Below are 24,548 nucleotides of genomic sequence, written 5' to 3'. Positions count from 1 at the left end.
GCGCACACGACGCACACCATGGACGAGTTGCTGCCCTTCTACGAACGCGAGCTGGCCTTCCTGCGCGGCTACTCGCAGGAGTTCGCCAAGGGCTACCCGAAGATCGCCGCGCGCCTGGCCATCTCGGCCGACGCCAGCGAAGACCCGCACGTCGAACGCATGATCCAGTCGTTCGCGCTGCTCACGGCCCGCATCAGCAAGAAGCTCGACGACGACTACCCCGAGCTCACCGAAGCGCTGCTCGAGGTGATGTACCCGCACTACCTGCGGCCCTTTCCGTCGTGCTCCATCGCGCAGTTCGACGCCGGCGGCGCGGCGCTCGCCAAGCTCAGCAAGCCCGTCACCATCGCGCGCGGCACCGAGCTCACCTCGCAGCCGGTGCGCGGCGGCGCCTGCCGTTTTCGCAGCGTGTACGACGTCACGCTGGCGGCGGTGCAGGTGTCGAACGTGGTCTATCACTCGGTGGTGAATGCGCCCGCGCAGGCCTCGCTGCCGCGCAACGCCACGGGCTGCCTGTCGGTCACGCTCGAGGCCACCGGCGAGCAGAAGTCGCTCGGCACCCTGGCGCTCACGCTGGCGCGCCTGCGCACCTTCATCGACGCCGAGCCCTCGCTGGCCACGGCGCTGGCCGACGCCATCTTTTTGAAGACGGCCGCCGTCTTCGTCGAGCCCGAGCGCAGCGGCAAGTGGACGCTGGTTCAGGGCGAGGCGCTGCACCCCGTCGGCTTCGAGGAGGCCGATGCGCTCATCGAACTGCCGGCGCGCTCGCACCCGGCCTACCGCCTGCTCAGCGAGTACTTCGCGTTCCCCGAGAAGTTCAACTTCGTCGACGTCGACCTGGCGAACGCGCTGCGCCACATTGGCTCGTGCCGCTCGATCACGCTGCACCTGGTGATGACCGGCGTGCGCGCCGATTCGCCCACGGCGCGGCTGCTCGAGGGCGTGTCCAGCCGCAACCTGCGCCTGGGTTGCACGCCCGTCATCAACCTCTTCAAGCAGCGCAGCGACCCGATCCGCGTCACGCACGCCGCGGCCGCCTACCCGGTGGTGGCCGATGCGCGCCGCGCCTTCGGCTTCGAGGTCTACAGCATCGACTCGGTCAAGCTCGTGAAGCAGACCGCCGAGGGCGACGCGTACATCGAGTTCCGGCCCTTCTACTCGCTGCACCACGGCGAGCATCCGAAGGAGGCCGAGCACTACTGGTTCGCGCGCCGCAACGAGCTCGTGGCGCAGCGCAGCCCGGGCTACGAGACCGAGCTCTCGATCGTCGACATCGACTTCCAGCCCTCGCTGCCGCAGACCGAAACGCTGAGCATCGACCTCACCTGCACCAACCGCGACCTGCCGCATTCGCTGGCCTTCGGCCTGCCCGGCGGCGACCTGTTCATCGAGGGCAACTCGGTGGCGCGCTCGATCCGCATGCTGCGCCGCCCGACGCAGACGCTGCGCATGCCGCGCGGCAAGGGCGTGCAGTGGCGGCTGGTGTCGCACCTGTCGCTCAACCACCTGTCGCTGGCCACCAGCGGGCTGCCGGCGTTGAAGGAAATGCTGCGGCTGTACGACCTGGGCCGCTCGGCCGTGTCGGCGCGGCAGATCGAGGCCATCACCGCGATCGAGCAGCAGGCCACCACCCAGTGGTTGCCCGGCAAGCCCTTCGCGACCTTCGTGCGCGGCATCGAGCTCAAGCTCACGGTCGACGAGACCGGCTTCGTGGGCAGCAGCCTGCAGGCCTTTGCCCGCGTGATGGACCATTTCTTCGGTCTCTATGTGCACCTGAACAGCTTCACCCAGCTGGTGATCGTTTCGGCGCGCGACAAGGAGGAGCTGGTGCGATGCAAGCCCCGCAGCGGCGAATCGATCCTCCTGTAGCCGAAAGGCTGCTGCGCGAACCCTACCGCTTCGAGTTTTTCCAGGCGGTGCGGTTGATCGAGCTCATGCTGCTCAAGCGGCAGGAGCGCGACGTGCACCAGCGCCTGGTGCCCGGCGAGCGCATGGTGCCGCGCTGGGTGCGCTTTCGCAGCTCCACGAGCCTGAACTTCCCGCCCAGCGAGATCGAGGCGCTGGCGGTGCGCGACGCCGTGGGCGAGCTGATGTCGGGCGCGCAGCTGTGCGAGCCGCCGCTGCCGCACGAGGACGAACACGGCCTGAGCCGCATCGAGCTCACACCCGCGTCTTTCGGCATGCTGGGCGTGTCGGGCGCCCTGCCCATCGTCTACACCGAGATGCTGATGCGCCGCGAGCAGCATCTGCGCGACAGCTCGGCGCGTGCCTTTCTCGACGTGTTCAGCAACCGCGCCGCCGCGCTCTTCTATGCCGCGTGGCGCAAGTACCGCCTGCCGCTGCACTACGAGCACGAGCGCAGCCGCGCCTACCTGCCGGTGCTGCTGTCGATGGCCGGGCTGGAGCACACGGCCCAGCGCGACCCGCTGACCGACGGCACGGGCACCGTGTTCGACGAGACCGTGGCCGGCTACGCCGCCGCGGTGCGCCACCGGCCGATGTCGGCGGCGTACCTGCAGCGCGTGCTGTCCGACTACTTCCGCAGCCACATCCGCATCGAGCAGTTCCTGGGCAAGTGGTACGACATGCCTGTGCAGCAGCGCTCCAGGCTGGGCGAGGGCAACGTGAGCCTGGGCCAGAACGCGATGGCGGGTGAACGCATCTGGCAGCGCGACCTGCGCATCCGTCTGTGGATCGGCCCGCTCAAGCGCAGCGCGCTGCGCGAGTTCTTTCCGGGCCGCGCGCATGCGAAGGCGCTCGAAAAGATGCTGGCGCTGCTGGCCGGCGTGACCTGCGAATACGAAGTGCGCCTGATCCTGGCGCGCGAAGAAGTCGCCGCCGTGCAGCTCAGCGACAGCGGCGGCAGCCACCTCGGCTGGGACAGCTTCATCACCACCCGCGAGGCCGAGGGCGACCGCAGCGACACGCAGTACGAGCTTCAGCCCCTGCAGTGACCTTTTCAACGAACACGACCGACAGAAGAACACCACCGCTCATGAGCACCTCGCTGAAGACACTGATCACCAAGCTCAACGCCAGCGCCCGCATGGCCACGCAGCGCGCCGCCAACCTGTGCCTGGCCCACGGCCACTACGAGGTCGACCTGGAGCACCTGTTCCTGGCGCTGCTGGAGCAGACCGACAACGACCTCGCCCGCGTGCTGCGCGCCAACCGCATCAGCGCCACCGCGATCCAGTCGGACCTGGAGCGCGAGATCCAGACCTTCAAGAACGGCAACACGCGCACGCCGGTGTTCTCACAGCACCTGCAGCAGCTGTTCCAGCAGGCATGGCTGCTGGCCTCGCTCGACGCGCATGCGGCGCAGATCCGCTCGGGCCACCTGCTGCTTGCGCTGCTCACGCAGCCCGACCTCGCGCAACTCGCGCAGCGCGGCTCGCCGCTGTTCGCGAAGATCCGCCTCGAAGACCTGAAGCACGACTTCGACAAGCTCACCGACGGGTCGAGCGAAGCGGCGGAAGCCGGCGCCTCGGGCGCGGCCGCCGAAGGCGACGCGCAGCAAGCGCCGGCCGACCCACTGGCCGCGGGCGTCCCCGGCAAGACGCCCGCGCTCGACCAGTTCACCACCAACCTCACGCAGCGCGCGAAAGACGGCGCGCTCGACCCCGTCATCGGCCGCGACACCGAGATCCGCCAGGTCATCGACATCCTGATGCGCCGGCGCCAGAACAACCCCATCCTTACGGGCGAGGCCGGCGTCGGCAAGACGGCCGTGGTCGAAGGGCTGGCACTGCGCATCGCCGCGCAGGACGTGCCCGAGTCGCTGCGCGCCGTGGCGCTGCACACGCTGGACATGGGCCTCTTGCAGGCCGGCGCGAGCGTGAAGGGCGAGTTCGAGAACCGCCTGAAGAACGTGATCGCCGAAGTGAAGAAGAGCCCGCACCCGATCGTGCTGTTCATCGACGAGGCCCACACCATGATCGGCGCGGGCGGCCAGGCCGGCCAGAGCGATGCGGCCAACCTGCTCAAGCCCGCGCTTGCGCGCGGCGAGCTGCGCACCATCGCTGCCACCACCTGGGGCGAGTACAAGAAATACTTCGAGAAGGACGCGGCGCTCGCGCGGCGCTTCCAGGTCGTGAAGGTCGAGGAGCCCAGCGAAACGCTGGCCGCCGCCATGCTGCGCGGCATGGTGCCGCTGATGGAGAAGCACTTCAACATCCGCGTGCTCGACGAAGCCATCACCGAGGCCGTGCGCCTGTCGCACCGCTACATCAGCGGACGCCAGCTGCCCGACAAGGCGGTGAGCGTGCTCGACACCGCGTGCGCGAAAGTCGCGCTCGGCCAGAGCGCGACGCCGGCGTTGATCGAGGAAGCGAACCGCGGCCTTGAACGCATCGAGGCCGAGAGCGCCGCGCTGGTGCGCGACACCGCGGCCGGCGGGCGCCATGAAGCGCGCCTGGCCGAACTGGCGGAAAAGAAGAGCGCGCTGCAGGCCGAGCTGGCCGCGAGCCAGCAACGCCTGGCCGAAGAGAACGCGCTGGTCGAACGCATCCGTGCGCTGCGTGCGCAACGTGACGAATCGGCCGCGCAGCCCGAAGCCGCGCCCGCTGTGGCGGAGAAAGCGCCGGCCCGCGCCACCAGCCGCAAGAAGACGTCTGCTGCCGCCGACCCCGCGCGCGACGAACTCGACGCCCTGCTCGCCGAACTGCGCGCATTGCAAGGCACGACGCCGATGGTGCCGCTGCAGGTCGATGGCCACGTCGTCGCCGAGATCGTCTCGGCCTGGACCGGCGTGCCGCTCGGCCGCATGGTCAAGGACGAGATCAAGACCGTGCGCAGCCTCGACACGCTGCTCGCCGAGCGCGTCATCGGCCAGGACCACGCGCTCGCCGCCGTGGCCCAGCGCGTGCGCACCGCGAGCGCGCGCCTGGAAGACCCCAACAAGCCGCGCGGCGTGTTCATGTTCGTCGGCCCCTCGGGCGTCGGCAAGACCGAGACCGCGCTCGCGCTGGCCGACATCCTGTACGGCGGCGAGAAGAAGCTCATCACCATCAACATGAGCGAGTACCAGGAGGCGCACAGCGTTTCGGGCCTGAAGGGCTCGCCGCCCGGCTACGTGGGCTATGGCGAAGGCGGCGTGCTCACCGAGGCCGTGCGCCGCCAGCCCTACAGCGTGGTGCTGCTCGACGAGGTCGAGAAGGCGCACCCCGACGTGCTCGAGATGTTCTTCCAGGTGTTCGACAAGGGCATGATGGACGACGCCGAGGGCCGCGAGATCGACTTCCGCAACACGCTGATCATCCTGACCTCGAACATCGGTTCGTCGCAGATCATGCAGGCGTGCCTCAACAAGGCCGACGAGGAGCGCCCCGCGCCCGACGCGCTGGCCGACGCCCTGCGCCCGGTGCTCATGAAGGCCTTCAAGCCGGCCTTCCTGGGCCGCATGAAGGTGGCGCCGTTCTATCCGATCACCGACGCGGTGCTCGAGCAGATCATCGCGCTCAAGCTCGGCCGCATCCGCGACCGCATCGCGACGAATCACAAGGCCGTGTTCGAGTGGGACGACGCGCTGGTCGAGGCCGTGCTCGCGCGCTGCACCGAGGTCGACTCGGGCGCGCGCAACGTCGACCACATCCTCAACGGCACCTTGCTGCCCGAGATCGCCGAGGCCGTGCTCACGCGCATGGCCGACGAGACGCCGCTGGCCAAGATCAAGGCCAGCTGCGGCAAGGGCGGCGAGTTCCGCTACCGGATCACCTAGGCGCAGCAGCCGCGCGTGCCCACGGGAGAACAAAAACAATGACGACGACCTTCACATCGGCTTCGCTCGGCGGGCTCATGCGCGCGGGCACCACGCAGCGCGATCGCCTGCTGGTGCTGCACACGCCGCTGGGCGAGAACAAGCTGCTGGCCGAGCGCCTGGACGGCGTGGAGTGCATCGACGGCGGTGGCTTTCGCTTCGAACTCACCGCGCTGAGCGATGACGCGCACATCGAGCTCAAGACCCTCATCGGCCAGGGCGTGAGGCTCGATCTGCAGACTGCGCAAAGCCGCACCGAGCTGCGCCCCTTCCACGGCCATGTGAGCGAGGCCGAGTGCGTGTCGAGCAACGGCGGCATGGCGCGCTACCGGCTCGTCATCGAACCGTGGATGGCCTTCCTGCGCTACCGCCAGGACAGCTGCCTGTTCCAGCACCAGAACGTGTTCGACATCGTCGATGCCGTGTTCGGGCGCTACCAGAGCCAGGGCCAGCTCGTGCCCCAGTGGCGCTGGGGGATCGCGCAGCGCGACATCTACCCCGTGCGCGGCATTACCACCCAGTACCAGGAGAGCGACTTCGACTTCGTCGCGCGCCTGCTCGCTGAAGAAGGCCTGTACTACTGGTTCGAGCACGCCACCGGCAAAGAGGGCGCACTGGGCAACCACACGCTCGTCATCGCCGACCATGCGGGCGCCTTCCGCGCCAACGCCCAAGCCACCATCCGCTTCCACCGCGCCGATGCCAGCGAGCGAGAAGACACCATCCAGCAGTGGCGGGGCCATCGCCAGCTGCAGACCAACAGCCTCGCGCAGCACAGCTGGGACTACAAGAGCGTGAGCGCACGGCCCGTGCAACAGCAAAGCCGCGCCGCGGGCCAACGCACGCTGCACTGGAGCGACGACCCCGGCGCCTACGGCTGGGAGACTTCCGCACAAGGCGAGCGCCTGCTGGCCAATGCCCTGCAGGCGCTGGAGCTGCGCAACAAGCGCTTCGAAGGCCGCAGCGCCGTGCGCACCCTGGCGCCCGCCACCACCTTCACGCTGAGCGGACACGAGCAGCACGACAAGGACAGCGAGCAGGACCGCCGCTTCGCCGTGCTGGCCGTGCGCCACATCGCACGCAACAACTTCGACGAAGACCTGAAGACCGGCATCGGCGAGCGACTGGGTTTGCCCGACATCGCCACCGAGCTCGACAGCGGCAATGCCGACGCAAAGGCAGACGCCGTCACCCACTACCGCAACGAATTCACCACCGTGCGCGCGGCCATCCCCTACCGGCCGCTGAGCCTGGACGGCCACGGCCAGCGCATCCACCCCAAGCCCAGCGTGCACGGCAGCCAGAGCGCCATCGTCATCGGCGTGGGCGGCGGCGATGCGCCGGTGCATACCGACCGCGACCACCGCATCAAGGTGCAGTTCCACTGGCAGCGCGGCAGTGCGTCGAGCGCGCGCCAGTCGCGCACCGACGGCCAGGACAACGCGCCCGCCGCGGACCGCCTGGGCGCCTGGGTGCGCGTGGCCGCCAGCGCCGCCGGCGACAACTGGGGCCAGATGAGCCTGCCGCGCGTGGGCCAGGAAGTGCTGGTGGAGTTCCACCATGGCGACATCGACCGCCCCGTGGTCGTCGCCGCGCTGTACAACGGCGCCGGCCAGGTCGACGCCCAGCACAACCAGAAGCCCGCGGGCGCCGCCCAGTCCACCGGCAACGCGCCCGCCTGGTTCGCCGGCGAAGGCAAGGGCGCCAAGGAGCACGCGCACAACGCCGTCTTCAGCGGCATCAAGACCCAGGAACTGAGCGCCAGCCAGAGCGGCGACGGGGGCTACAACCAGCTCGTCTTCGACGACACCCCCGGCCAGGGCAGCACCAGCCTGGCCACCACCCAGGCCAGCAGCCGCCTGCACCTGGGCCACCACAAGCAGCAGGACGACAACGCCCGCGGCAAGGGCCGCGGCCACGGCGCCGAACTGGCCACCACCGCGCAAGGCGCCATCCGCGCCGGCGCGGGCCTGCTCGTGAGCGCCTATGCCCAGCCGAACGCCAAGGGCGCGTTCATGGCCAGCCGCGAAGCGCAGCAACAGACGAAACAGGCGGAAGAGCTCGCCACTTCACTCGCCCAGAGTGCGCAGACGCAGAAGGCGCAGATCAAGGGTGAAGGTGCTCCGGCCGAGCTGCCGGCGATCGCCGCGCTGAAGCATGTGGCCGAGGTGCTGGAGGCGAAGCAGGAGGGCGGTGCTGCGGCATCAAGCAACGGATCGGGCGGCGGCGAGATCAAGGCCACCGAAGGCGGCCACGGCAGCGTCACCGCTTACAGCGAGCCGCACCTGCAGTTCAGCGCGCCCATGGGCATCGGCTTCGTCACGCCGAAGGAAGTGATCGCCGTGAGCGGACAGCACACCGCGATCGTCGCGAGCCAGGATGTCGACCTGCCCGCGCAAGGTCAGATCGCCCTGAGCGTGGCCAGCGGCGTGAGCCTGTACACGGTGGGCGCGAAGGCCGGTGAAGGCGGCGAGCCGAACCAGGAGCGCGGCATAACGCTGCATGCGGCCAGCGGCAAGGTGAGCCTGCAGAGCCAGACCGGCGCCACGAAGATCGCGGCGGACAAGAAGGTGACGATCGCCAGCACGGCGAAGGACGTGGTCGTGGAAGCGCCGAAACACGTGCTGCTGACCAGCGCGGGGGCGTACATCAGGCTGGAGGGATCGAGCATCAAGATCCATGCGCCGGGGAAGGTGACGTTCAGGGGGATGCACAACTTCGTGGGGCCGATGGGGGACAGTGCGAGCAACAGCGTGGGCAAGGCGGAAGCACAGCCATGTCCCAAGCAAAACGATGCCGCAGCCAGCGGCGCCGTCACCCTCTGAGGCCGGGGACAGATGTTCGAAAACCTTGTTCGGCAGTTGGGGGAGGCACTGCAGGCGGACGATGCCTTGTCCGCCTACCTGCTGGTCGACCCCATGTTGCGCGAGCCCTTCTCCGAGGACCTGTTGCAGGCGGAGCCGCGCGAAACCTGGACCGTTCCTGTTCGTCACCCGTTGTTGAAGCCCGAACAGCGCCCTCGATTGATTCGCCTGCATCCGCACGACACGCATCTGCTGAAGGCGAGCCTGGCCTTGGCGTTGAGCGAGCAGGAAGACCCGGATGCGGAGGGCGAACAAGGGTTCGTCTTGGGCGGCTGGTTGTTGACTGACGCACCGGCAGACGCATTGGCTCGACATTTCGCCCGGTGCATGCAGGGCGGCTTCCCCGGTGAGACCAACCCCAAGTTCATACGCTGGGCCGATCGGCGGGTCATCGAGTGGATGTGGCCTGTACTGACACCGAACCAGCAAGCGGGTCTTCTGGGGCCCGTGCATTGCTGGTACAGCCTGGACCGATGCGGCGAACTTGTGCGCTACGAGGCCACCTCCGATGCCAAGCAGGAGGGCGTGGGCTTCAGTGCCGAGCAGTGGGCCCATGCAACCCGCAACGAAGCGGTTCAGGATTTGCTGCGCGGGTGGCAGCGGTTCGCAGGCGTCTTGCCCTCCGATTACTTGCAGAAGGCCTCCGAGGCGACTGCCGCGACCATCTCCGCGGGATTGTCGAACCGGCAAGACCGGGTCTTGCTGGGGGCTTACATCCTGCAGGTCCACCCGCAATTGACCACCCATCTGACCGTGCACTCGTTGATCGCTCGCGCCTTGCGCGGTGACGCCACGCTGGCGCAGGCGCTCGAAGGCGTGCCTGACCCCGAGGGATGGAACACCATTCGGACCGAGTTGGAGCGCCACGCCGGACTGTCGCAGCTTCAACCGGCCACACAGGGAGAACGACTTGGCTGATACACCTGCCCCCAGCTATTCGGCGGGCGCGCAAAAGGCGGCTGCCGGCACGCCCGGATGCACTGCCGGCGGCTGCCCGGCGTGCGCCAAAGCCGGATTGCCGGTGTTGCTCGTACGGCCCGGCCTCGCGGAAAGTAGTTACGCGCAGCCCAAACAGGAAGCGGCGCGGCCGCTGCTCGACAGGCACACCGCGGAGGCGGCGTTGAGCTACAGCCGCTACGCAATGCGTACGCTGCGTGCGGGATTCGTTGTCGTTTTCTATGAAAAGCCCCATACGCCGCAATTGAAGGCCGACAAAGGCTGGCAGATTTTTCGTGTCAGCGATGGTGGGTATCTCAGTCCTTTCCCGCTGCAGGCCGTGCCCTACACGAACAGTGCCAGCAGCGAAGGTGGCTTTGTGTGCCAGCGCTCCGAAGCGTATGCCAATGCGATGCTGCTCGTGATTCCAGAGGCCAAGCTCGCGGGCTCTGTGTGGGTGGGCTACAGCGATCATCCCTGGTCCCAGCCAGTGCGAGACCTGTACGCGTCCAAAGAGGACTTGCGAAAAAGACGCATGACTCTCATCGAGGCTTCGAAGGGGACGGCCAAGCGGTCGATGCCACTGACAACGGGCACCATCCTGACGCTTGTCGCGGACTACGACGAGAAGCTGCAGCCCAACGATTTGCTGGGTACGCCGTTCCCCCCGTTGAGCATGCAGAAGGGGGCGGCGGGCAAAGCCGGCGTGCGGCCGGAAAGCGCACTGGACGTTTTTCAAGCGGCCGAACGTCTGGTGAGGGCTTCACAGGGGCAATACACCATGGACCATGTGCACATGGTCAGCGTTCCCGATGCCGTTGGTGTGACCTCCGAGTCGGCCTACATGCGTCTGGTCAAGTGCAACAGCGCAGCCCGGTGGCTGAACGAGTACAAGGACTCGGAAGGTAAAAAGCAGGGGCAGTGGCGACTTCAAACGGCGTTGACCATCGAGGGCTTGCTGAAAGAAATCGATGCACAAGGCGATGCGACCAAGAGACGCATAGCAGGCATGGCGCACCTGAATGGCAAGGCCATCACGAGCGAGGATTTCCGCAAGCAGAAAGCAGCCGGCAGCTTGCCGCCGGAAGCTCGTTGGGTAGGCAATCGCAAGGCAAGGCCGATGTCGAGGGTAGACGCCTACCCCGACCCGATCAATGGAAAAATCGAGCTTCCCAACGAGGGGGAGATCGACCACGACACCGCGGGCCTCAAAGATGACGTTCTTGAGAAGCTCGGATCGGGTGGCAGGTACCCCTTCCGGAGTTTCCTGGAGCAATTCGACAGGCTTTCAAAGGCCGACAAGGATCTTCTTTCGAAGATCGAGCCCGATCACGGGGCGTGGCTCAATTCGGCAGCGCGCAAGCTCGTGACCGAGCATGACTTTGGCCTCAACGAACGCATCGACGGCCTGCACTACGCCAATGCTGTCGCACAGATCACGTTGGGAGGGCACATGAGCACCACGGGACTCGAGTGGTACAAGCCCTTTGCTTCTGACAACCCACATGACAGCCAGGCGCTGCTCACTCGGGCGCTGCTTGGGAATCAGTTGGCATTCTTCGACGCGTTCAAGCCCACGAAGATCCACAAGGAAACCAAGAACATCTTCAAGTTGTTCGAGGAAACGGCACAGGCTCTGAAAGATGCAAGCGCGGGCAAGGGAACTCCCTTGGCCAGCCAGGTCCTCCTTGCCAAGTATCCGTTCTACGACAAGGTCGTCAGCAGCTTGCCGTTGCTGAAAAACGCCGCCTCGGGTCTGGCGCATCCGCTCATCACCATCGTCGGCGGGATCAGCATGGCCACGACAGGCACGGACCCGGCCTCGGTCAAGACACGGCAATTCCTCACGGCCATCATGCAATGCATTACCGCCGGCACGGCAGGCCCTTCAGGCGCGATGGCGCAAACGGTCAAGATGACCCTGTCGGAGGCTGTGAAGTACTGGGAGAGCCTGCGCGGCGAGTTGGGTCGCCGCGCGGCGCAGGGCGCGGGCGCCGTAACGGGCGCGGCCAACAAGGCCGGTACCGCCGCCACAGGCAAGCTCAAGAACGTGGCGCTGGCGGGTGGTCTGAGCTTGGCACTGGCGGGGCATTCGCGCGGTCTCAACACGCTGATCGATGTGTGGATCTTCACGGCTGAATCTGCAGACGACCTCACCAAAAAGGCCACCGTCGCAGGGCGCTCCGCCGCCAACGCTGCAGCTCAGGCGGGCCGCTCTGCCGGCAGCGTCGCCACTGCGGCGGGGCGTGCGATCGGCAGCGCCACCGCGCCGGCAACGCAAGCGGCCACCCGTGCGGCCGGCTGGACCGCCGCACAGCTCTCCGGTTTTGCCAAGGGCTCGGCAGCCGTCATGAGTGGCGGCGCAGCGTCCTTCTCGGCAGCAGGCGCGGTGTTGCATGGATTCTCGATTGCCAAGTCCGTCAAGATGCTGGAGAACGGCACGCAAGACCAGCGCACAGCTGCGTGGTTTGGGCTGGCCGGCTCGGGCCTGGGTATCACGGGCGCGAGCCTTGAAGTTGCGGAGCAGGTTGCCAAGGCAAACGGTGCATGGGCTTCGAAGGCGAACATGCTGAAGTTGATGGCGAGCAGGTTGTCGGCTGCGGGGTTGTTTGTGGATGCGGGGTTGGCGCTCACCAATGGGTGGAAGCGAATGAGCAACGACGACAGGGATGCTTCGAGGGCCTATTTCGCGTCGGGTGCGTTTTTTGCGCTCGCAGGCGGAGCAGGATTGATGGCCGCCGGGCAAATAAGCGGGACCGTCGCGAGCGCCGGCTTGCTGGGCCTGTCGTGGACCGGCTGGGGCCTGATTCTGATCGGCCTGGCCATCGGAGTCGGCTACATCGCCATGTTGCTACAAGATACTCCCACCGAAGAGTGGGCCGCTAAAACCATTTGGGGCCGAGCCGATACCAAGTGGGGCAGCCTGGAAGTCGAGCAGCAGGAACTCAACAAGCTGCTCATGGGCATCCGCGTCGAATTCGAGTACGGTATGAACACCATGGCCACGACCGGGGCCGGCATGTCGCGTGCCAATGGCGGGCTGGGAGCGCTGTTCGTGAAAGACCCGTTCGAAGGCCACAGCGGTCTGTACAAGACCGTCGAACTGAAGTTGTGGATGCCCAAGGCATTGCGCGACAGCCTTGAATGGACCATCGGCATCACGTTGGGCGGCCGCGACGGCATCTCGACTTTGGTCTACATGCTGGGTCGCAGCGTGCCGTCTGCGCCGGCGCTGAGCTTGAAGGGCCTGGAGCGTCCGCAACGCAGTGATGAGGGCGACTTGACCCACATCACCATCGACACCGATGGGTTGCTCTACCCACGAGCCCAAGTCCAGGTCCAGGTGCTGGTCGACGCCACCAGCGGAGACTATGTGGTGGACCAGACGATGACTGACTGACATGAAGAAACTACCTGAATACAACGTGCTGCTGCCGGATTGGCAAGGACCGGAGACGCAGTTTGACGATATCAGCGACGCGTTGCGCGCGATGCTCAACGGGACGATCACGCGCGTGGCACCCGAGGACAAAAAGCAGCCTGTGCACGAGAGTGCCTGCACCTGCGACTCACTATTGGCTGTGTACCCGGAGGCGATTCAAGTTGGAGCGCCTATGGGCACCGGAGAAGTGGTGGGGAATGGGAATACCTTTGCGGTTTTCTCCTTGGGTTGCATGGGTCTTGGAATTCCTTGGTTTTGGTCTGCTTGGAAGAGTTGGCTGAAATGGTTTGCCTACGACGATCCGAGTCCTTGGAGCAACCCACCGAGTGCGATCCATTTTCTAGAGCCATTGTTTTTTGGTCTCATCATGTTTGCCATGGGCTTCCTCTTCTTCTCCTTCGCCCTGAGGATGTCCCATCTGGCCCCTCGCGACATTCCCGTGGTCTTCAACCGCAAGACCCGCGAGGTCAGTATTTGCGTGCTGGGGCGCTTGCGCTTCTGGCGCTTCTGGGAGCGCGTTGGCATCGACAAAGTGATCACCACCTCGTGGGACGATTTGCAGGCCCGCAGCTACAAGGTCATGCAACTCACCGGCGAGGCGGCCCGCGACACCCATGTGCTGCGCCTGCTGTGGGGCGAGGCCCGGAACCCGCGCAAGCTGGAAGGCATTGCCTTGATCGGCTATCTCGGTTGGTACGAAGACGCTGCACTCTGGCGTCTGTGGGAACACATCCGGCGCTACATGGAAGAGGGCGGCCCGGCCATCCAACCGGGCGAGACCTTGCGCACCAGCGGTGCGGGCAAGCTGCCCGAGTTGCCGCCGCAGGTCATTGCAGCGGCCGGTGGTCCGGCGTTGAGTGTGGAAGAGGTTACCCGGCTGGCGGGTGCGGCCGATGCGGCGGCTTAGGGTGCAAGCTGACGTGCACTCGATCTTCACCAGTCAGGCGCAAGCGGCTGTCAAGAAATCAATCGATGCCGACGGTGACGGGATGACGGCGTGACATGAAAAAGCTACCCGAATACAACGTGCTGCTGCCGGATTGGCAAGGGGCGGAGACGCAGTTTGACGAGATCGGCGAGGTGCTGCGGCCGATGCTCAATGGAACGATCACGCGTGTGGCGCCCGGGGACAAGAAGCAGCCCGTGCACGAGAGCGCCAGCACCTGCGATTCGCTGTTGGCTGTACATCCGCACGCGATTGAGATTGGCGCGCCCTTTGGAACCGGGGAGACAGTGGGGAATGGGAATACCTATGCGGCTTTCTTTTTGGGATTCATGGGATTCGGGGCTTGGTTTCTCTGGGAAGGATTGATGTCTCGGAGTATTTTTTTTCTTGTTAGCGGGAGCATCATTCTTGCGACTGGCTTCTTCCCCTTCTCCTTCGCCCTGAGGATGTCCCACCTAGCCCCTCGCGACATTCCCGTGGTCTTCAACCGCAAGACCCGCGAGGTCAGTATTTGCGTGCTGGGGCGCTTGCGCTTCTGGCGCTTCTGGGAGCGCGTGGGTATCGACAAAGTGATCACCACCTCGTGGGACGATTTGCAGGCCCGCAGCTACAAGATCATGCAACTCACTGGCGAGGCGGCCCGCGACACGCATGTGCTGCGCCTGCTGTGGGGCGAGGCCCGGAACCCGCGCAAGCTGGAAGGCATCGCCTTGATCGGCTACCTCGGCTGGTACGAAGACGCTGCACTCTGGCGTCTGTGGGAACACATCCGGCGCTACATGGAAGAGGGCGGCCTGGCCATCCAACCGGGCGAGACCTTACGAACTAGCGGTGCGGGCAAGCTGCCCGAGTTGCCGCCGGAGGTCATTGCTGCGGCTGGCGGGCCGGCGTTGAGTGTGGAAGAGGTTGCCCGGCTGGCGGGTGCGGCCGGTGCGCTGCACAGCCGTTCTTTTGCCCTATGAAGCGATTCGCTCTACTTGCCGCAGTTGTTGTTGCAGTCCTCATCGCATCGGCTGTGGCGTACCGCGGCTATCGGGTGAACACGAGCACTTCCGACACTTCAACCGCGGTATCGAGCGACGAGAGCCGGGCCCAGGGAAGGCTGTTGGCGAAGCTTCGTTTCGATGCGCCGTCTTTTGGCGATTGCTCGGTCCATGACGCGTGGCTGGAAAAGTCCTCCACGTTCGTGACGCGCAGCTGGTTCGGAATCCGTCTTGGAAATGAAACCATTCCGACGGCCGCCATTCATGTGGTCCTCGACATGCCCAAAGATCCGTTCCTGTCTGCGCAAAGCCTGAGCTTCGATGAGACGAACCCGACCGCGTCCAGCCTGGGACTGACCGGCTCGTTCACCCAGACCGTCACGATCAATGCAAAGCGCTACCGGCTGTTCGAATCGAACACCGTGTTTCCGCCGCCTGCGGTCATGACATTCAGCTGTGGCACAGCAAACTCACATGCAACGTTGGCGAACTAGGATTTTTCCGGTCCACGCGATGTCGATCGGCCAGCCCCTGAACCGACAGGGCTGGAAGATCGCGCGCGGCCATGCATCGAACGAAGACCGGCACGACCGGCACTGACACCAGGGAGGTGGATATCCATGTCATCAGACACATCAAGCAGCTTCATGCCGACGCCATGGAAACTCGAAGGCCTGAACGTCGCACGGCTCTCGGAGCAGGCGCGGCTCATCAAGCTGCAGCTGCCCGCGTCGGCACCGCAGAACGCCGTCGTCGTCGAGCGCTTCACCGGCAGCGAAGGCCTCAACGAGCTCTTCGACTTCACCATCGACACCCTTGCCACCTCGAGCGAGTTCGACCCGTTCGCGCTGATCGGCGAAGAGCTGAGCCTGCGCCTGCTGCTGGCCAACGGCAGCTTTCGCACCTGGCACGGCTACCTCACGGCCGTCGATGCGCTGGGCGGTGACGGCGGCCTGGCGCGCTACCGGCTGCATCTGCAGCCCTGGCTCGCCGCACTGGGCCTGCGTCGTGACAGCTTCGTGTACGCCGCCAAGCACGTGCAGGACATCGTCAGCGAAGTGTTCGCCGACCACACGACCGCAAGCTTCAGCTTCGAAGTCACGCAGGAGATGCCCGTGCGGCCCACCTGCGTGCAGTACCGCGAGTCGGACCTGGCCTTCGTGCTGCGCCTGCTGGCGGAAGAAGGCCTGAGCTTTCGCTTCGAGCATGAGCAGCAACAGCAGTCGACGGGCAGTGGAAGCGGCAACACCACGCCCTCGCACCACCGTCTGGTGATCTTCGACCGCGCGGCAACCCCGCCCGACTGCGCCTTGTCGCAGATCCGCTTCCACCGCGTCGACGCCACCGAATCGACCGACGCCATCACCGCCTGGAGCAGCCGGCGCCAGGTCACCACCAACGCCGTCATGCGCAACGCCTGGGATGCCAGCGTGCTGCAGGCCCCCACCGGCGCAGTGCAGAGCGCGCTGGCCATGGGCGAGGTGCCCGTGCTGGAGCACTACGACGGCACCGGCGCGCAGCGCTACGCCGACAGCGCCACCGCCGCCCGCCGCGCCGAGCAGCAGCTGGTGGCCTTCGAATCGCGCATCAAGCGCTACGGCGCCGCGGGCAGCGTGCGACAGCTCGGTGCCGGCGAGCGCTTCACGCTCACGCAGCACGACCGCTACGACGGCCGCAGATTCCTCGCACTGCGCGTGCGCCACGAAGCGGCCAACAACTTAGGCGCACAGGCCGCGCAGGTGCTCGAGGCCGGCGAGCTCGAGAAGGGCAGCTACCGCAACAGCTTCGAGGCCCAGCCGGCCGAGGCGCAGGTCGTGCCGCTGTGGCGCCCCAAGCCCACGGCCCCCGAGGCCATGGTCGCGCTCGTGGTCGGCGGCGATGACGACGAGGCACCGACCGCCGTCCACACCCAGCGCGACCATCGTGTGCAGGTGCGTTTCCATTGGCAGGCCCAGCGTGCGGGCCAGCAGCAATCGACGAGCAGCGGACAAGGCAGCCTCGTCGCCGCCGGTCGTCACGCCAGCAACCGCCAGTCGGTCTGGCTGCGCGTGGCTGCCCCTGTTGCCGGCCCGAACTGGGGCGCACATCACCTGCCGCGCGTGGGCTCCGAGGTGCTGGTGTCCTTCATCGAAGGCGACATCGACCGGCCGGTGGTCGCCCAGCAGTTGTACAACGGACAGGATCTTCCGCCTTGGTCGGCCGGCACCGATTCATCCGCCAACCATGCGGGCGTGCTCTCGGGCTGGCACAGCCGCGCGCTCGACGGCAGCGGCTACAACCAGTGGATCGCCGACGACGCGCCCGGACAGGTGCGCACCCGCCTGGCCAGCTCGCACGCGGCCAGCCAGCTCAATCTGGGCCACCTCAACGCCCAGTCGCCCGACGAGAGCAGCCGCGGTGCCTGGCGCGGCAGCGGCGCCGAACTGCGCTCCGACGCCTGGGTTGCCACGCGCGCCGGCGAGGGCCTGCTGATCTCCACGCTGGCTCAGGAACGCGCGGCGGGCAGCGTGCAGGACACCACCAGCGTGCGCGGCCAGCTCGCTGGCGCGCTGCGCGAGGCGCAGAAGCTGTCCGATGCGGCCGGCGGCGCGAAGGCGCTGGCGTTGAGCGCCACGGCGCTGCTGCAGCCGCTCATCGACGACATCGATCCGCAGAAGAACGGGCACTATCCCGGCAGCGTCAACGGACAGGACGCGCGCGAGCCCAAGAGTGGAGAAGGCGCAGGATCACGCGAAGGGCAAGACCCCGCGCCCGCCTTTGCCCGCCCGCTCATGGTGCTCGATGCGGCCATGAGCCTGAACATGGCCACGCCTGCGAGCGCGACCGTGTACGCAGGCGAGGCGATCCACTGGACTGCGCAGGCGCAGGCCCACATCGCGGCGGGCAAGACCGTGAGCTTTGCGGCCGCCAAGTCCGTGGGACTGTACAGCCACGAAGGCGGCATCCAGGTCATCGCGCAGGACGGGCCGGTGAGCGTGCAGGCGCACACCGACGAACTCGAATGGCTGGCCAAGGAAGGCTTCACGGTCACCAGCAGCAATGACGAGATTCATGTGCTGGCGCAGCAGAAGATCACGCTCAAGGGCGGGCAGACGAGCATCGAGCTGAATGGGGTGAACATCACCTTGAAGATGCCGGGGCTGCTAGATGTGAAGGGGACGAGCAAGAGCTTTGTGGGGCCGGGGCGGGGTTCGGTGGAGTTGCCGCAACTACCGTCCGACGCGATGGACCTCAAGAACTGGATCGCACTCACTTATCACTATGCCGATCTGGACCCCGTCGCAGGCGCCAAGTACACCGCGACCTTTTCCGATGGTTCTGTTCGCAGCGGCAACTTGGACGCACAGGGGCATGCTCGAATGGAGAACGTGCCACCGGGTCCGGTCAAGGTGAAATACGAGGAGGTGAAGACGATCGACCCCTCCGTGCATTCCAAAGACAAGGCACAAGCGGACGTCTCGGCATGGCGCAGCGCGCTCACGGCGGCGTTCGCGGATCAAGTTGAACAGGGAGTCAAAAAATGAGCGGCGACAGAGGTGAATTGGTCAGTCTCGAAGACGCGCATGCGCACACCTACCTGAGCGACGCGTTCGATTGGGTGCGGGACCTGGCGGCCAAGGGCGCGCGCAGCGCTGCGGACACCGTGGACGACTGGACGATCGAACTCGACAAGTTGAACTTCAATGGCTCCGACGCATTGAAAAGTTATCTGCGCGAGCAAGGCAACTGGGTCTCCGACTTGTTCGCTGAAATACTCAGCCTTGTCGAACTGATCAATCCGCTGACCATCGGCAAGCAGATCGCCATCTGGATTCTGGAAGACTTCCGCGACGTGTTGCGCGCCCTGGCGTTGCTGGTCGACTCCAAGGACGACACGGCAGAGGAAACCAAGGGTGCCTTGGTGGAGCTGGGCATGGCCGCTGCCGCCTTGTGCATCCCCTACGTGGGACGGGCCGGCAAGGTGATCTACCGGATGCTGCCGAAGTTCGCCAACATGCGTTTTGCGGTTGCCGCGCTGGAGACGGGTGAAGGCGCGGCGATGCTGCGGTTCCTGGGTACCGGCGACACCCTGGGATACCTCAAGGGACTGAACTTTCCGTCCTACGCGGGCAAGATCAATTCGCTGCTGCGCCAGATATTCGACAAGATCGGGGCTGCGGTGGGGCGCTATCTGCCCAAGATGTCCAAGGTGATCAGCGAGTGGTACGCCAAGATCAGTGGTTGGGTGACGGGCGCTCTCAAGCAGGTCCAGACCTGGGTGGCTGCTGCCGTTGCCAAGCTCCAGCATGTGGTCTACAACGCCGCGACCAACATCACGAACCCCAAGGTGCTGGACAAGATTCCCGACAAGTTGCTCGACTGGATGTACGCGCAGATCAACGGCAACTTGTGCGAGAGCTGCGTGGACAATTACTTCATCAACTTCATGGGCTACTCGCGTCTTTTCCCAGCGCCAAACACATCCAAGCGCGACACCAGCGCGTTCTTCGGCTCGGACCAGGGTATCGATGGCCTCTTCGAAAAAGAGCCCAGTGTGGTGACCGGTGGAACCTTGCTGCCACCGCACTACAACGGCATCCCCAACAGCCTGGGCTGGATATTGGACGAACTCGATGTGGAGATACCTGGGGAGCAGATTGCGAAGGCGGCCATCAGCCGCAGCATCAAGCCCTTCGGCGATATCGATTCAGACTTCAACCCGGTGACGGGCAAGCCTGCCACGTTCCCGCGCTTTGTGGTGATGGAGGCCAAGTTCGGCTATCACGTCAAGTCGGGCAACAAGCTTCAGGACATTGAATGGAAGAACAAGCTGGGGACGACGACAACGGGGGTGAAGCAGATGAGTCGAACGTGGATCGATCAACGTCTGCGAACTACCGTTTTTCCGCCGGATCCGACCACTGGGAGAGTGCCGCAAAAGCTCAGCGATATCCAGAAAATTGGCTACCTTCGCTGGCTTTATGGATGCCAACCCGCCAATGCCAAAAACAGCAAGAAGGCGAGAGCGCGCGGCGGAAGGCGGATGCAGGGATTGGCATTTTTTCCGCCTTATGCATTGCGTGGGTACGACATCGACAAAATGAAATGGAACGTCTAGAAAATGGCTGACTTCTATTCGAATCGGCGCGAGCGCTTCTTAAACGAGGAGCCTTATCTACTCCTTGTGAACGCAACCCGAGAAAACGTCGCCGAGCTTGAGGGCTATCTAAACAATGATCTGGCCTCCGCGGATGAGAATGCATGGTCCCGTTGGCATAGCTTCATGGCAGGCGCCAAGTTTTCGTTGCTCATTGGTCAGTACTCGGCCGGACGCCCCGTCACGGAGGTCGCAACGGCGTACCCTCCCATGCTCCGAACCATCGAAGCTCAGTGTCTTCCGAATCCGACCTATCAGACTGAACCGCTCTATCTCGAGGAACTCGACGGCTACCACTACGCCATGACCTTGCTGTCGTTGGCCAAGCTGCTGCGCCACGACGACCTCGTTCCACGCGTGGCCGCACTGTTCGATGTGGCCCGGTCCGAAAATAGAGGAAAGGATGCTTTGTACGAAACGCTGCTTGGCAAGCTCGGCTTGCCGACAGTTCCTGCGAAGGGCATGTTGCGTTTTCTCAAAGCCCATCCACTTCTGTTGAAGGCCATTGAGGCGCCCCCCCAAAAACGCCCTCTATTCATCGCGGAGTTCCTAAGGAAGTGGTACTCCGCAATGAAGGGAACCTACTGGCATGGCCTGCACGACAAGGTACCGCAGAGCTTCTTCGGCTACTGGGCCTTCGAGGCCGGGCTGGTGACCTACCTCTGGGATATCGACGACAGCAGCTACCGAGACCTACCGTTCTATCCCAAGGACCTGGTTGACTATGCGCGCACGCATGGCGTGGTCGCATCGCCTGACACCAGCGCTTCCCTTTCAGCACAAGACGGCCCTCCGGTCTCCACACGAGGTGGAGAGCCTTGCCCACTGGCCGGCTGGTGGTTCACGCCAGCCAATGCGGGCAGCCGACGCTACTTCAAGGCGGACGAGGTCATGCCCGTCATCGAGGGCAGCAGCTACGGCGCAACCTTCTGGCAATGGAGTACGGATCAAACGGCGCCCAAGCTCTGAGACTCAAGTCAAATGCGCGGTTTGGACTGGTGAGCCATGAGTAGTTTCTCCTCGAAGCGTCGCGAACAATTTCTGAATGAAGAGCCCAGTTCGGTCCGCCGGCTGGGTCTGCACGAAGACATTGCCGATGCTCAGTTGCTGCTCGACACAAGTCTCGGAAAAGAGGGCTTTCGCGAAGATGGCTGGTTTGCTTGGAATTGGGCCATCGCCAGCGCCAAGAGACGTCTCTTGGGTCACTCCTATTCGGACGGCAGCCCGATGGAGCACCTCGCTGCGGACTTTCCCGGCGTGCTTGCTGCGCAAGAGCCATCAAGCCTCCCGCATCCATTGCACGAAACCGAGCCGTTCTTCCTCGAGGAACTCGACAGCTACCACTACGCCATGACGTTCCTGTCCTTGGCCAAGCTGTTGCGTCGTGACGACTTGGTTCCACGCGTTGTGGCCTTGTTCGATGTTGCCTATACCGACAACCGCGGCAAAGACGCGCTCTACGAGGCGCTTCTCGGAAAGCTGGGGCTGCCGACGGTGCCAGCCAAGGGCATGCTGCGCTTTCTCAAAGCCCACCCACTGTTGTTGAAGGCCATTGAGGCCGAGCCGAGAAAGCGCCCCTTGTTCGTGGCTGAATTCCTCGAGAAGTGGTACTCGGCGATGAAGGGAACTGCGTGGCACGGGTTGCACGACAAGATCCCGCAAAGCTTCGATGGCTACTGGGCCTTCGAGGCCGGGCTGGTGACTTACCTCTGGGACATCGACGACAGCAGCTACCGAGACCTGCCGTTCTATCCCAAGGACCTCGTTGACTATGCGCGCACGCACGGCGCGGTCGCATCGCCTGACATGAACGCGACCCTTGCGGCACAAGACGGCCCTCCCGCCTCCACTCGAAGTGGAGAGGTTTGCCCGAAACAGGGTTGATGGTTCAACCTGTCCCATGTGGCTCTACCTGCATCACACCGCCTCCGACCTCATCGACCTGGACCCCACAACCGGCCGCTGGCGCCCAGTCGACGACGCCGAGAAACCCCCAGGCGCGTCGGTACTCGCCGACCTCCCCGTCAAAGGCGGCTACACGATCGAGAACGACAAGCGCTACTACAGCTACTGGACGTCCGACGAGAAGTTCGTCTTTCGCGCCGACGACGGTGCCGTGCTCGATATCTGCCAGAAGCGCGACGACGGCTCCGTGGTCATGCTCCCGCCCGTCTTGCGGAGCGAGATCGCGCCTTCGCGGTATGGCGATGGGCGTTTGCGGCAGGGCTTCAGCCAGTTCCGGTTGATCGAAGTTGCGACAGGCCAGGTCGTCTTCGAGCTGGACTACAACGCCGAGCGCTACCAGCGCCTGTACCAGGCCGACTTCACCGCCGCGGCGGCGGAGCAGGATCTGTCCGACTGGGATTTCTTCATCGCCTTGCAAGGCGCCATCGAGATTTTCGAAGAGCGTGCCGCGTCCGGCCGCGTCGCTTTCTCCGTGCAGGACGATGGCTCGGCGCAGGTCCAGGGGCACCGCATGCGCCGCGATGAGCTGCTGTTTGCGGACACGGGCCAGACCTGCCCCCGCTCGGGCATCTGGGCCTGCCTGATCGACCTGCGCGTGAGCGTGGCCGTCACGCAGGGCGAGCCGATGCCCTCGAACGGCGGGCGGCCGGTGCAATGGGTCTGGAGCCGCACCGGCTGAGCGCAGCGCAGCCCGCGGCTTTTAACCCCGCCCCAGCCGGGTCACAGACCCTTGCGCATAATTGACGCAAGCTATGACTCTCACCGAACTCAAATACATCGTCGCAGTCGCCCGCGAGCGGCACTTCGGCAAGGCGGCCGAGGCCTGTTATGTGTCCCAGCCGACGCTTTCGGTGGCCATCAAGAAACTCGAGGACGAACTCGAGGTCAAGCTCTTCGAGCGCAGCGCCGGTGAAGTGACCGTGACGCCGCTCGGCGAGCAGATCGTCCAGCAGGCGCAGAGCGTGCTCGACCAGGCCGCCAGCATCAAGGAGATCGCCAAGCGCGGCAAGGACCCGCTGGCCGGCCCGCTGAACCTGGGCGTGATCTACACGATCGGCCCGTACCTGCTGCCCGACCTGGTGCGCCAGGTGATCGCGCGCACACCGCAGATGCCGCTGGTGCTGCAGGAGAACTTCACGGTCAAGCTGCTCGAGATGCTGCGCGCCGGCGAGATCGACTGCGCGATCATGGCCGAACCCTTTCCCGACACGGGCCTGGCGATGGCGCCGCTGTACGACGAGCCCTTCATGGCGGCGCTGCCCGTGAAGCACAAGCTGGCCGACCGTGAGTCGATCACCTCGGAAGAGTTGCAGAGCGAGACGATGCTGCTGCTGGGTACGGGCCACTGCTTTCGCGACCACGTGCTCGAGGTGTGCCCCGAGTTCGCGCGTTTCTCGAGCAACGCCGAGGGCATCCGCAAGAGCTTCGAAGGTTCGTCGCTGGAGACCATCAAGCACATGGTGGCCTCGGGCATGGGCGTGACGCTGGTGCCGCGCCTGTCGGTGCCAGCCGAGGCGCTCAAGCCGAAGGTCAAGGGGCGCAAGGAGCCCGAGCAGATGGTGCGCTACCTGCCCGTGCGCGACGCGCAGGACCGCGACCCGCCGATGCGCCGCGTGGTGCTGGCCTGGCGCCGCACCTTCACGCGCTACGAGGCCATTGCGGCGCTGCGCAACGCGATCTACGCGTGCGAGCTGCCGGGTGTCAAACGACTCTCCTAGCGATTCGGGGCCTTCGCCTACGCGCGGGCTGTTTGGGATCGCTGATCGCTGGGATAGAGTGAAGCTGTTGCGAAGCCGCCTGCCGGCTTTCAGAATTTCGGTGTTGTTCACCCAACTTCAAGAAAGACCCCTCCGCCATGGCCAAACCCTCGAAGAAAACCAAGTCCCCGTCGCCCGCAGCTTCTGCCGGCAAGGTGCCCAAGAAGGGCGGTGCCGTCGTCGCACAGGAGTCGGGCAGCCGCAATGCGCCGATCATCAACATCGGCATCGAACGCCAGGACCGCGCGGCCATCGCCGAAGGCCTGAGCCGCGTGCTGGCCGACACCTACACGCTGTACCTCACGACGCACAACTTCCACTGGAACGTGACGGGGCCGCACTTCAACTCGCTGCATGCGATGTTCATGACGCAGTACACCGAGCTGTGGGGCTCGACGGACGTGCTCGCCGAGCGCATCCGCGCGCTGGGCCACTACGCGCCGGGCTCGTACGCCGAGTTCAGCAAGATCGCCACCGTGCCCGACGTGCCGCAGACCCCGCCCAAGGCGATGGAGATGGTGCGCATCCTCGTGAAGGGCCACGAAACGGTGTCGCGCATCGCGCGCGAGTTCATCCCGGTGGCCGAAGAGGCCGGCGACGACCCGACCGCCGACATGCTGACCGCGCGCTGCACGGTGCACGACCAGACGGCCTGGATGCTGCGCTCGCTGCTCGAGGACTGATGACGTCTTCCTGATGCTCTCCCGGTGCGCCGGGAGTCCCTTCAAGAGCGGCACAATGGCCGCTCTTTTTTCGTCTG

General features: G+C 65.2%; 16 protein-coding genes. All 16 read left to right on the top strand.

The features are described 5' to 3' along the window. The first annotated feature begins 18 nt into the window (after positions 1–18). The 16 genes from tssF (at position 19) to ACAM52_RS32190 (ending at position 24,471) form a co-directional block, all read left to right on the top strand. On the top strand, positions 19–1,869 hold the full coding sequence (gene tssF, locus ACAM52_RS32265; protein WP_369645557.1) for a type VI secretion system baseplate subunit TssF: 1,851 nt from the start codon (positions 19–21) through the stop codon (positions 1,867–1,869). Beyond that, a complete protein-coding gene (gene tssG / locus ACAM52_RS32260; RefSeq protein WP_159279609.1) occupies positions 1,833–2,954 on the top strand; it encodes a type VI secretion system baseplate subunit TssG in 1,122 nt (373 codons plus the stop codon). The genes tssF and tssG overlap by 37 nt, the downstream gene beginning before the upstream one ends. A 41-nt stretch (positions 2,955–2,995) precedes the next feature. Next, positions 2,996–5,719 carry a type VI secretion system ATPase TssH gene (gene tssH, locus ACAM52_RS32255; protein ID WP_369645556.1) on the top strand — a complete coding sequence of 908 codons (2,724 nt, stop codon included), beginning with the start codon at positions 2,996–2,998 and terminating at the stop codon, positions 5,717–5,719. A 38-nt stretch (positions 5,720–5,757) separates the two neighbouring features. After that, positions 5,758–8,583, top strand: a complete 2,826-nt coding sequence (locus ACAM52_RS32250; protein WP_369645555.1) for a type VI secretion system Vgr family protein — start codon at positions 5,758–5,760, stop codon at positions 8,581–8,583. A gap of 12 nt (positions 8,584–8,595) precedes the next feature. Continuing rightward, complete coding sequence (locus ACAM52_RS32245) at positions 8,596–9,540, top strand: DUF4123 domain-containing protein (RefSeq protein WP_139700643.1); 945 nt, start codon at positions 8,596–8,598, stop codon at positions 9,538–9,540. Next, complete coding sequence (locus tag ACAM52_RS32240) at positions 9,533–12,958, top strand: T6SS effector BTH_I2691 family protein (protein ID WP_369645554.1); 3,426 nt, start codon at positions 9,533–9,535, stop codon at positions 12,956–12,958. The genes ACAM52_RS32245 and ACAM52_RS32240 overlap by 8 nt, the downstream gene beginning before the upstream one ends. A 1-nt stretch (position 12,959) precedes the next feature. Then, positions 12,960–13,907 (top strand): DUF6708 domain-containing protein, encoded by a 948-nt coding sequence (locus ACAM52_RS32235; RefSeq protein WP_369645553.1) that lies wholly within the window; start codon positions 12,960–12,962, stop codon positions 13,905–13,907. A gap of 95 nt (positions 13,908–14,002) precedes the next feature. Continuing rightward, positions 14,003–14,908, top strand: coding sequence for a DUF6708 domain-containing protein (locus ACAM52_RS32230; protein ID WP_369645552.1), 906 nt, complete (start codon positions 14,003–14,005; stop codon positions 14,906–14,908). Continuing rightward, entirely contained in the window at positions 14,905–15,423 is a 519-nt protein-coding gene (locus ACAM52_RS32225) for a hypothetical protein (RefSeq protein ID WP_369645551.1), read from the top strand. The genes ACAM52_RS32230 and ACAM52_RS32225 overlap by 4 nt, the downstream gene beginning before the upstream one ends. 153 nt (positions 15,424–15,576) lie before the next feature. Beyond that, the gene (locus tag ACAM52_RS32220) at positions 15,577–18,453 is read left to right on the top strand and encodes a type VI secretion system Vgr family protein (RefSeq protein ID WP_369645550.1); all 2,877 of its coding nucleotides are present in this window, start codon (positions 15,577–15,579) and stop codon (positions 18,451–18,453) included. Further along, entirely contained in the window at positions 18,450–20,027 is a 1,578-nt protein-coding gene (locus ACAM52_RS32215) for a hypothetical protein (protein ID WP_369645549.1), read from the top strand. Before ACAM52_RS32220 ends, ACAM52_RS32215 begins: the two co-directional genes overlap by 4 nt. Positions 20,028–20,030: 3 nt before the next feature. Beyond that, a complete protein-coding gene (locus ACAM52_RS32210; protein ID WP_369645548.1) occupies positions 20,031–21,035 on the top strand; it encodes a PoNe immunity protein domain-containing protein in 1,005 nt (334 codons plus the stop codon). Positions 21,036–21,071: 36 nt separating this feature from the next. Continuing rightward, complete coding sequence (locus ACAM52_RS32205) at positions 21,072–21,950, top strand: PoNe immunity protein domain-containing protein (protein ID WP_369645547.1); 879 nt, start codon at positions 21,072–21,074, stop codon at positions 21,948–21,950. Between the two features lie 16 nt (positions 21,951–21,966). Next, positions 21,967–22,710 (top strand): hypothetical protein, encoded by a 744-nt coding sequence (locus tag ACAM52_RS32200; RefSeq protein WP_369645546.1) that lies wholly within the window; start codon positions 21,967–21,969, stop codon positions 22,708–22,710. Between the two features lie 73 nt (positions 22,711–22,783). Beyond that, complete coding sequence (locus ACAM52_RS32195; protein WP_062474802.1) at positions 22,784–23,749, top strand: LysR substrate-binding domain-containing protein; 966 nt, start codon at positions 22,784–22,786, stop codon at positions 23,747–23,749. Between the two features lie 137 nt (positions 23,750–23,886). After that, positions 23,887–24,471 carry a Dps family protein gene (locus tag ACAM52_RS32190; protein ID WP_369630563.1) on the top strand — a complete coding sequence of 195 codons (585 nt, stop codon included), beginning with the start codon at positions 23,887–23,889 and terminating at the stop codon, positions 24,469–24,471. The last annotated feature ends 77 nt before the right edge of the window (positions 24,472–24,548 follow it).

The organism is Variovorax sp. V118 (assembly GCF_041154445.1).
Taxonomy (GTDB): Bacteria; Pseudomonadota; Gammaproteobacteria; order Burkholderiales; family Burkholderiaceae_C; genus Variovorax; species Variovorax boronicumulans.
Note: the sequence above shows the minus strand (reverse complement) of the source record. Positions and strands in the feature narration are given on the sequence as shown.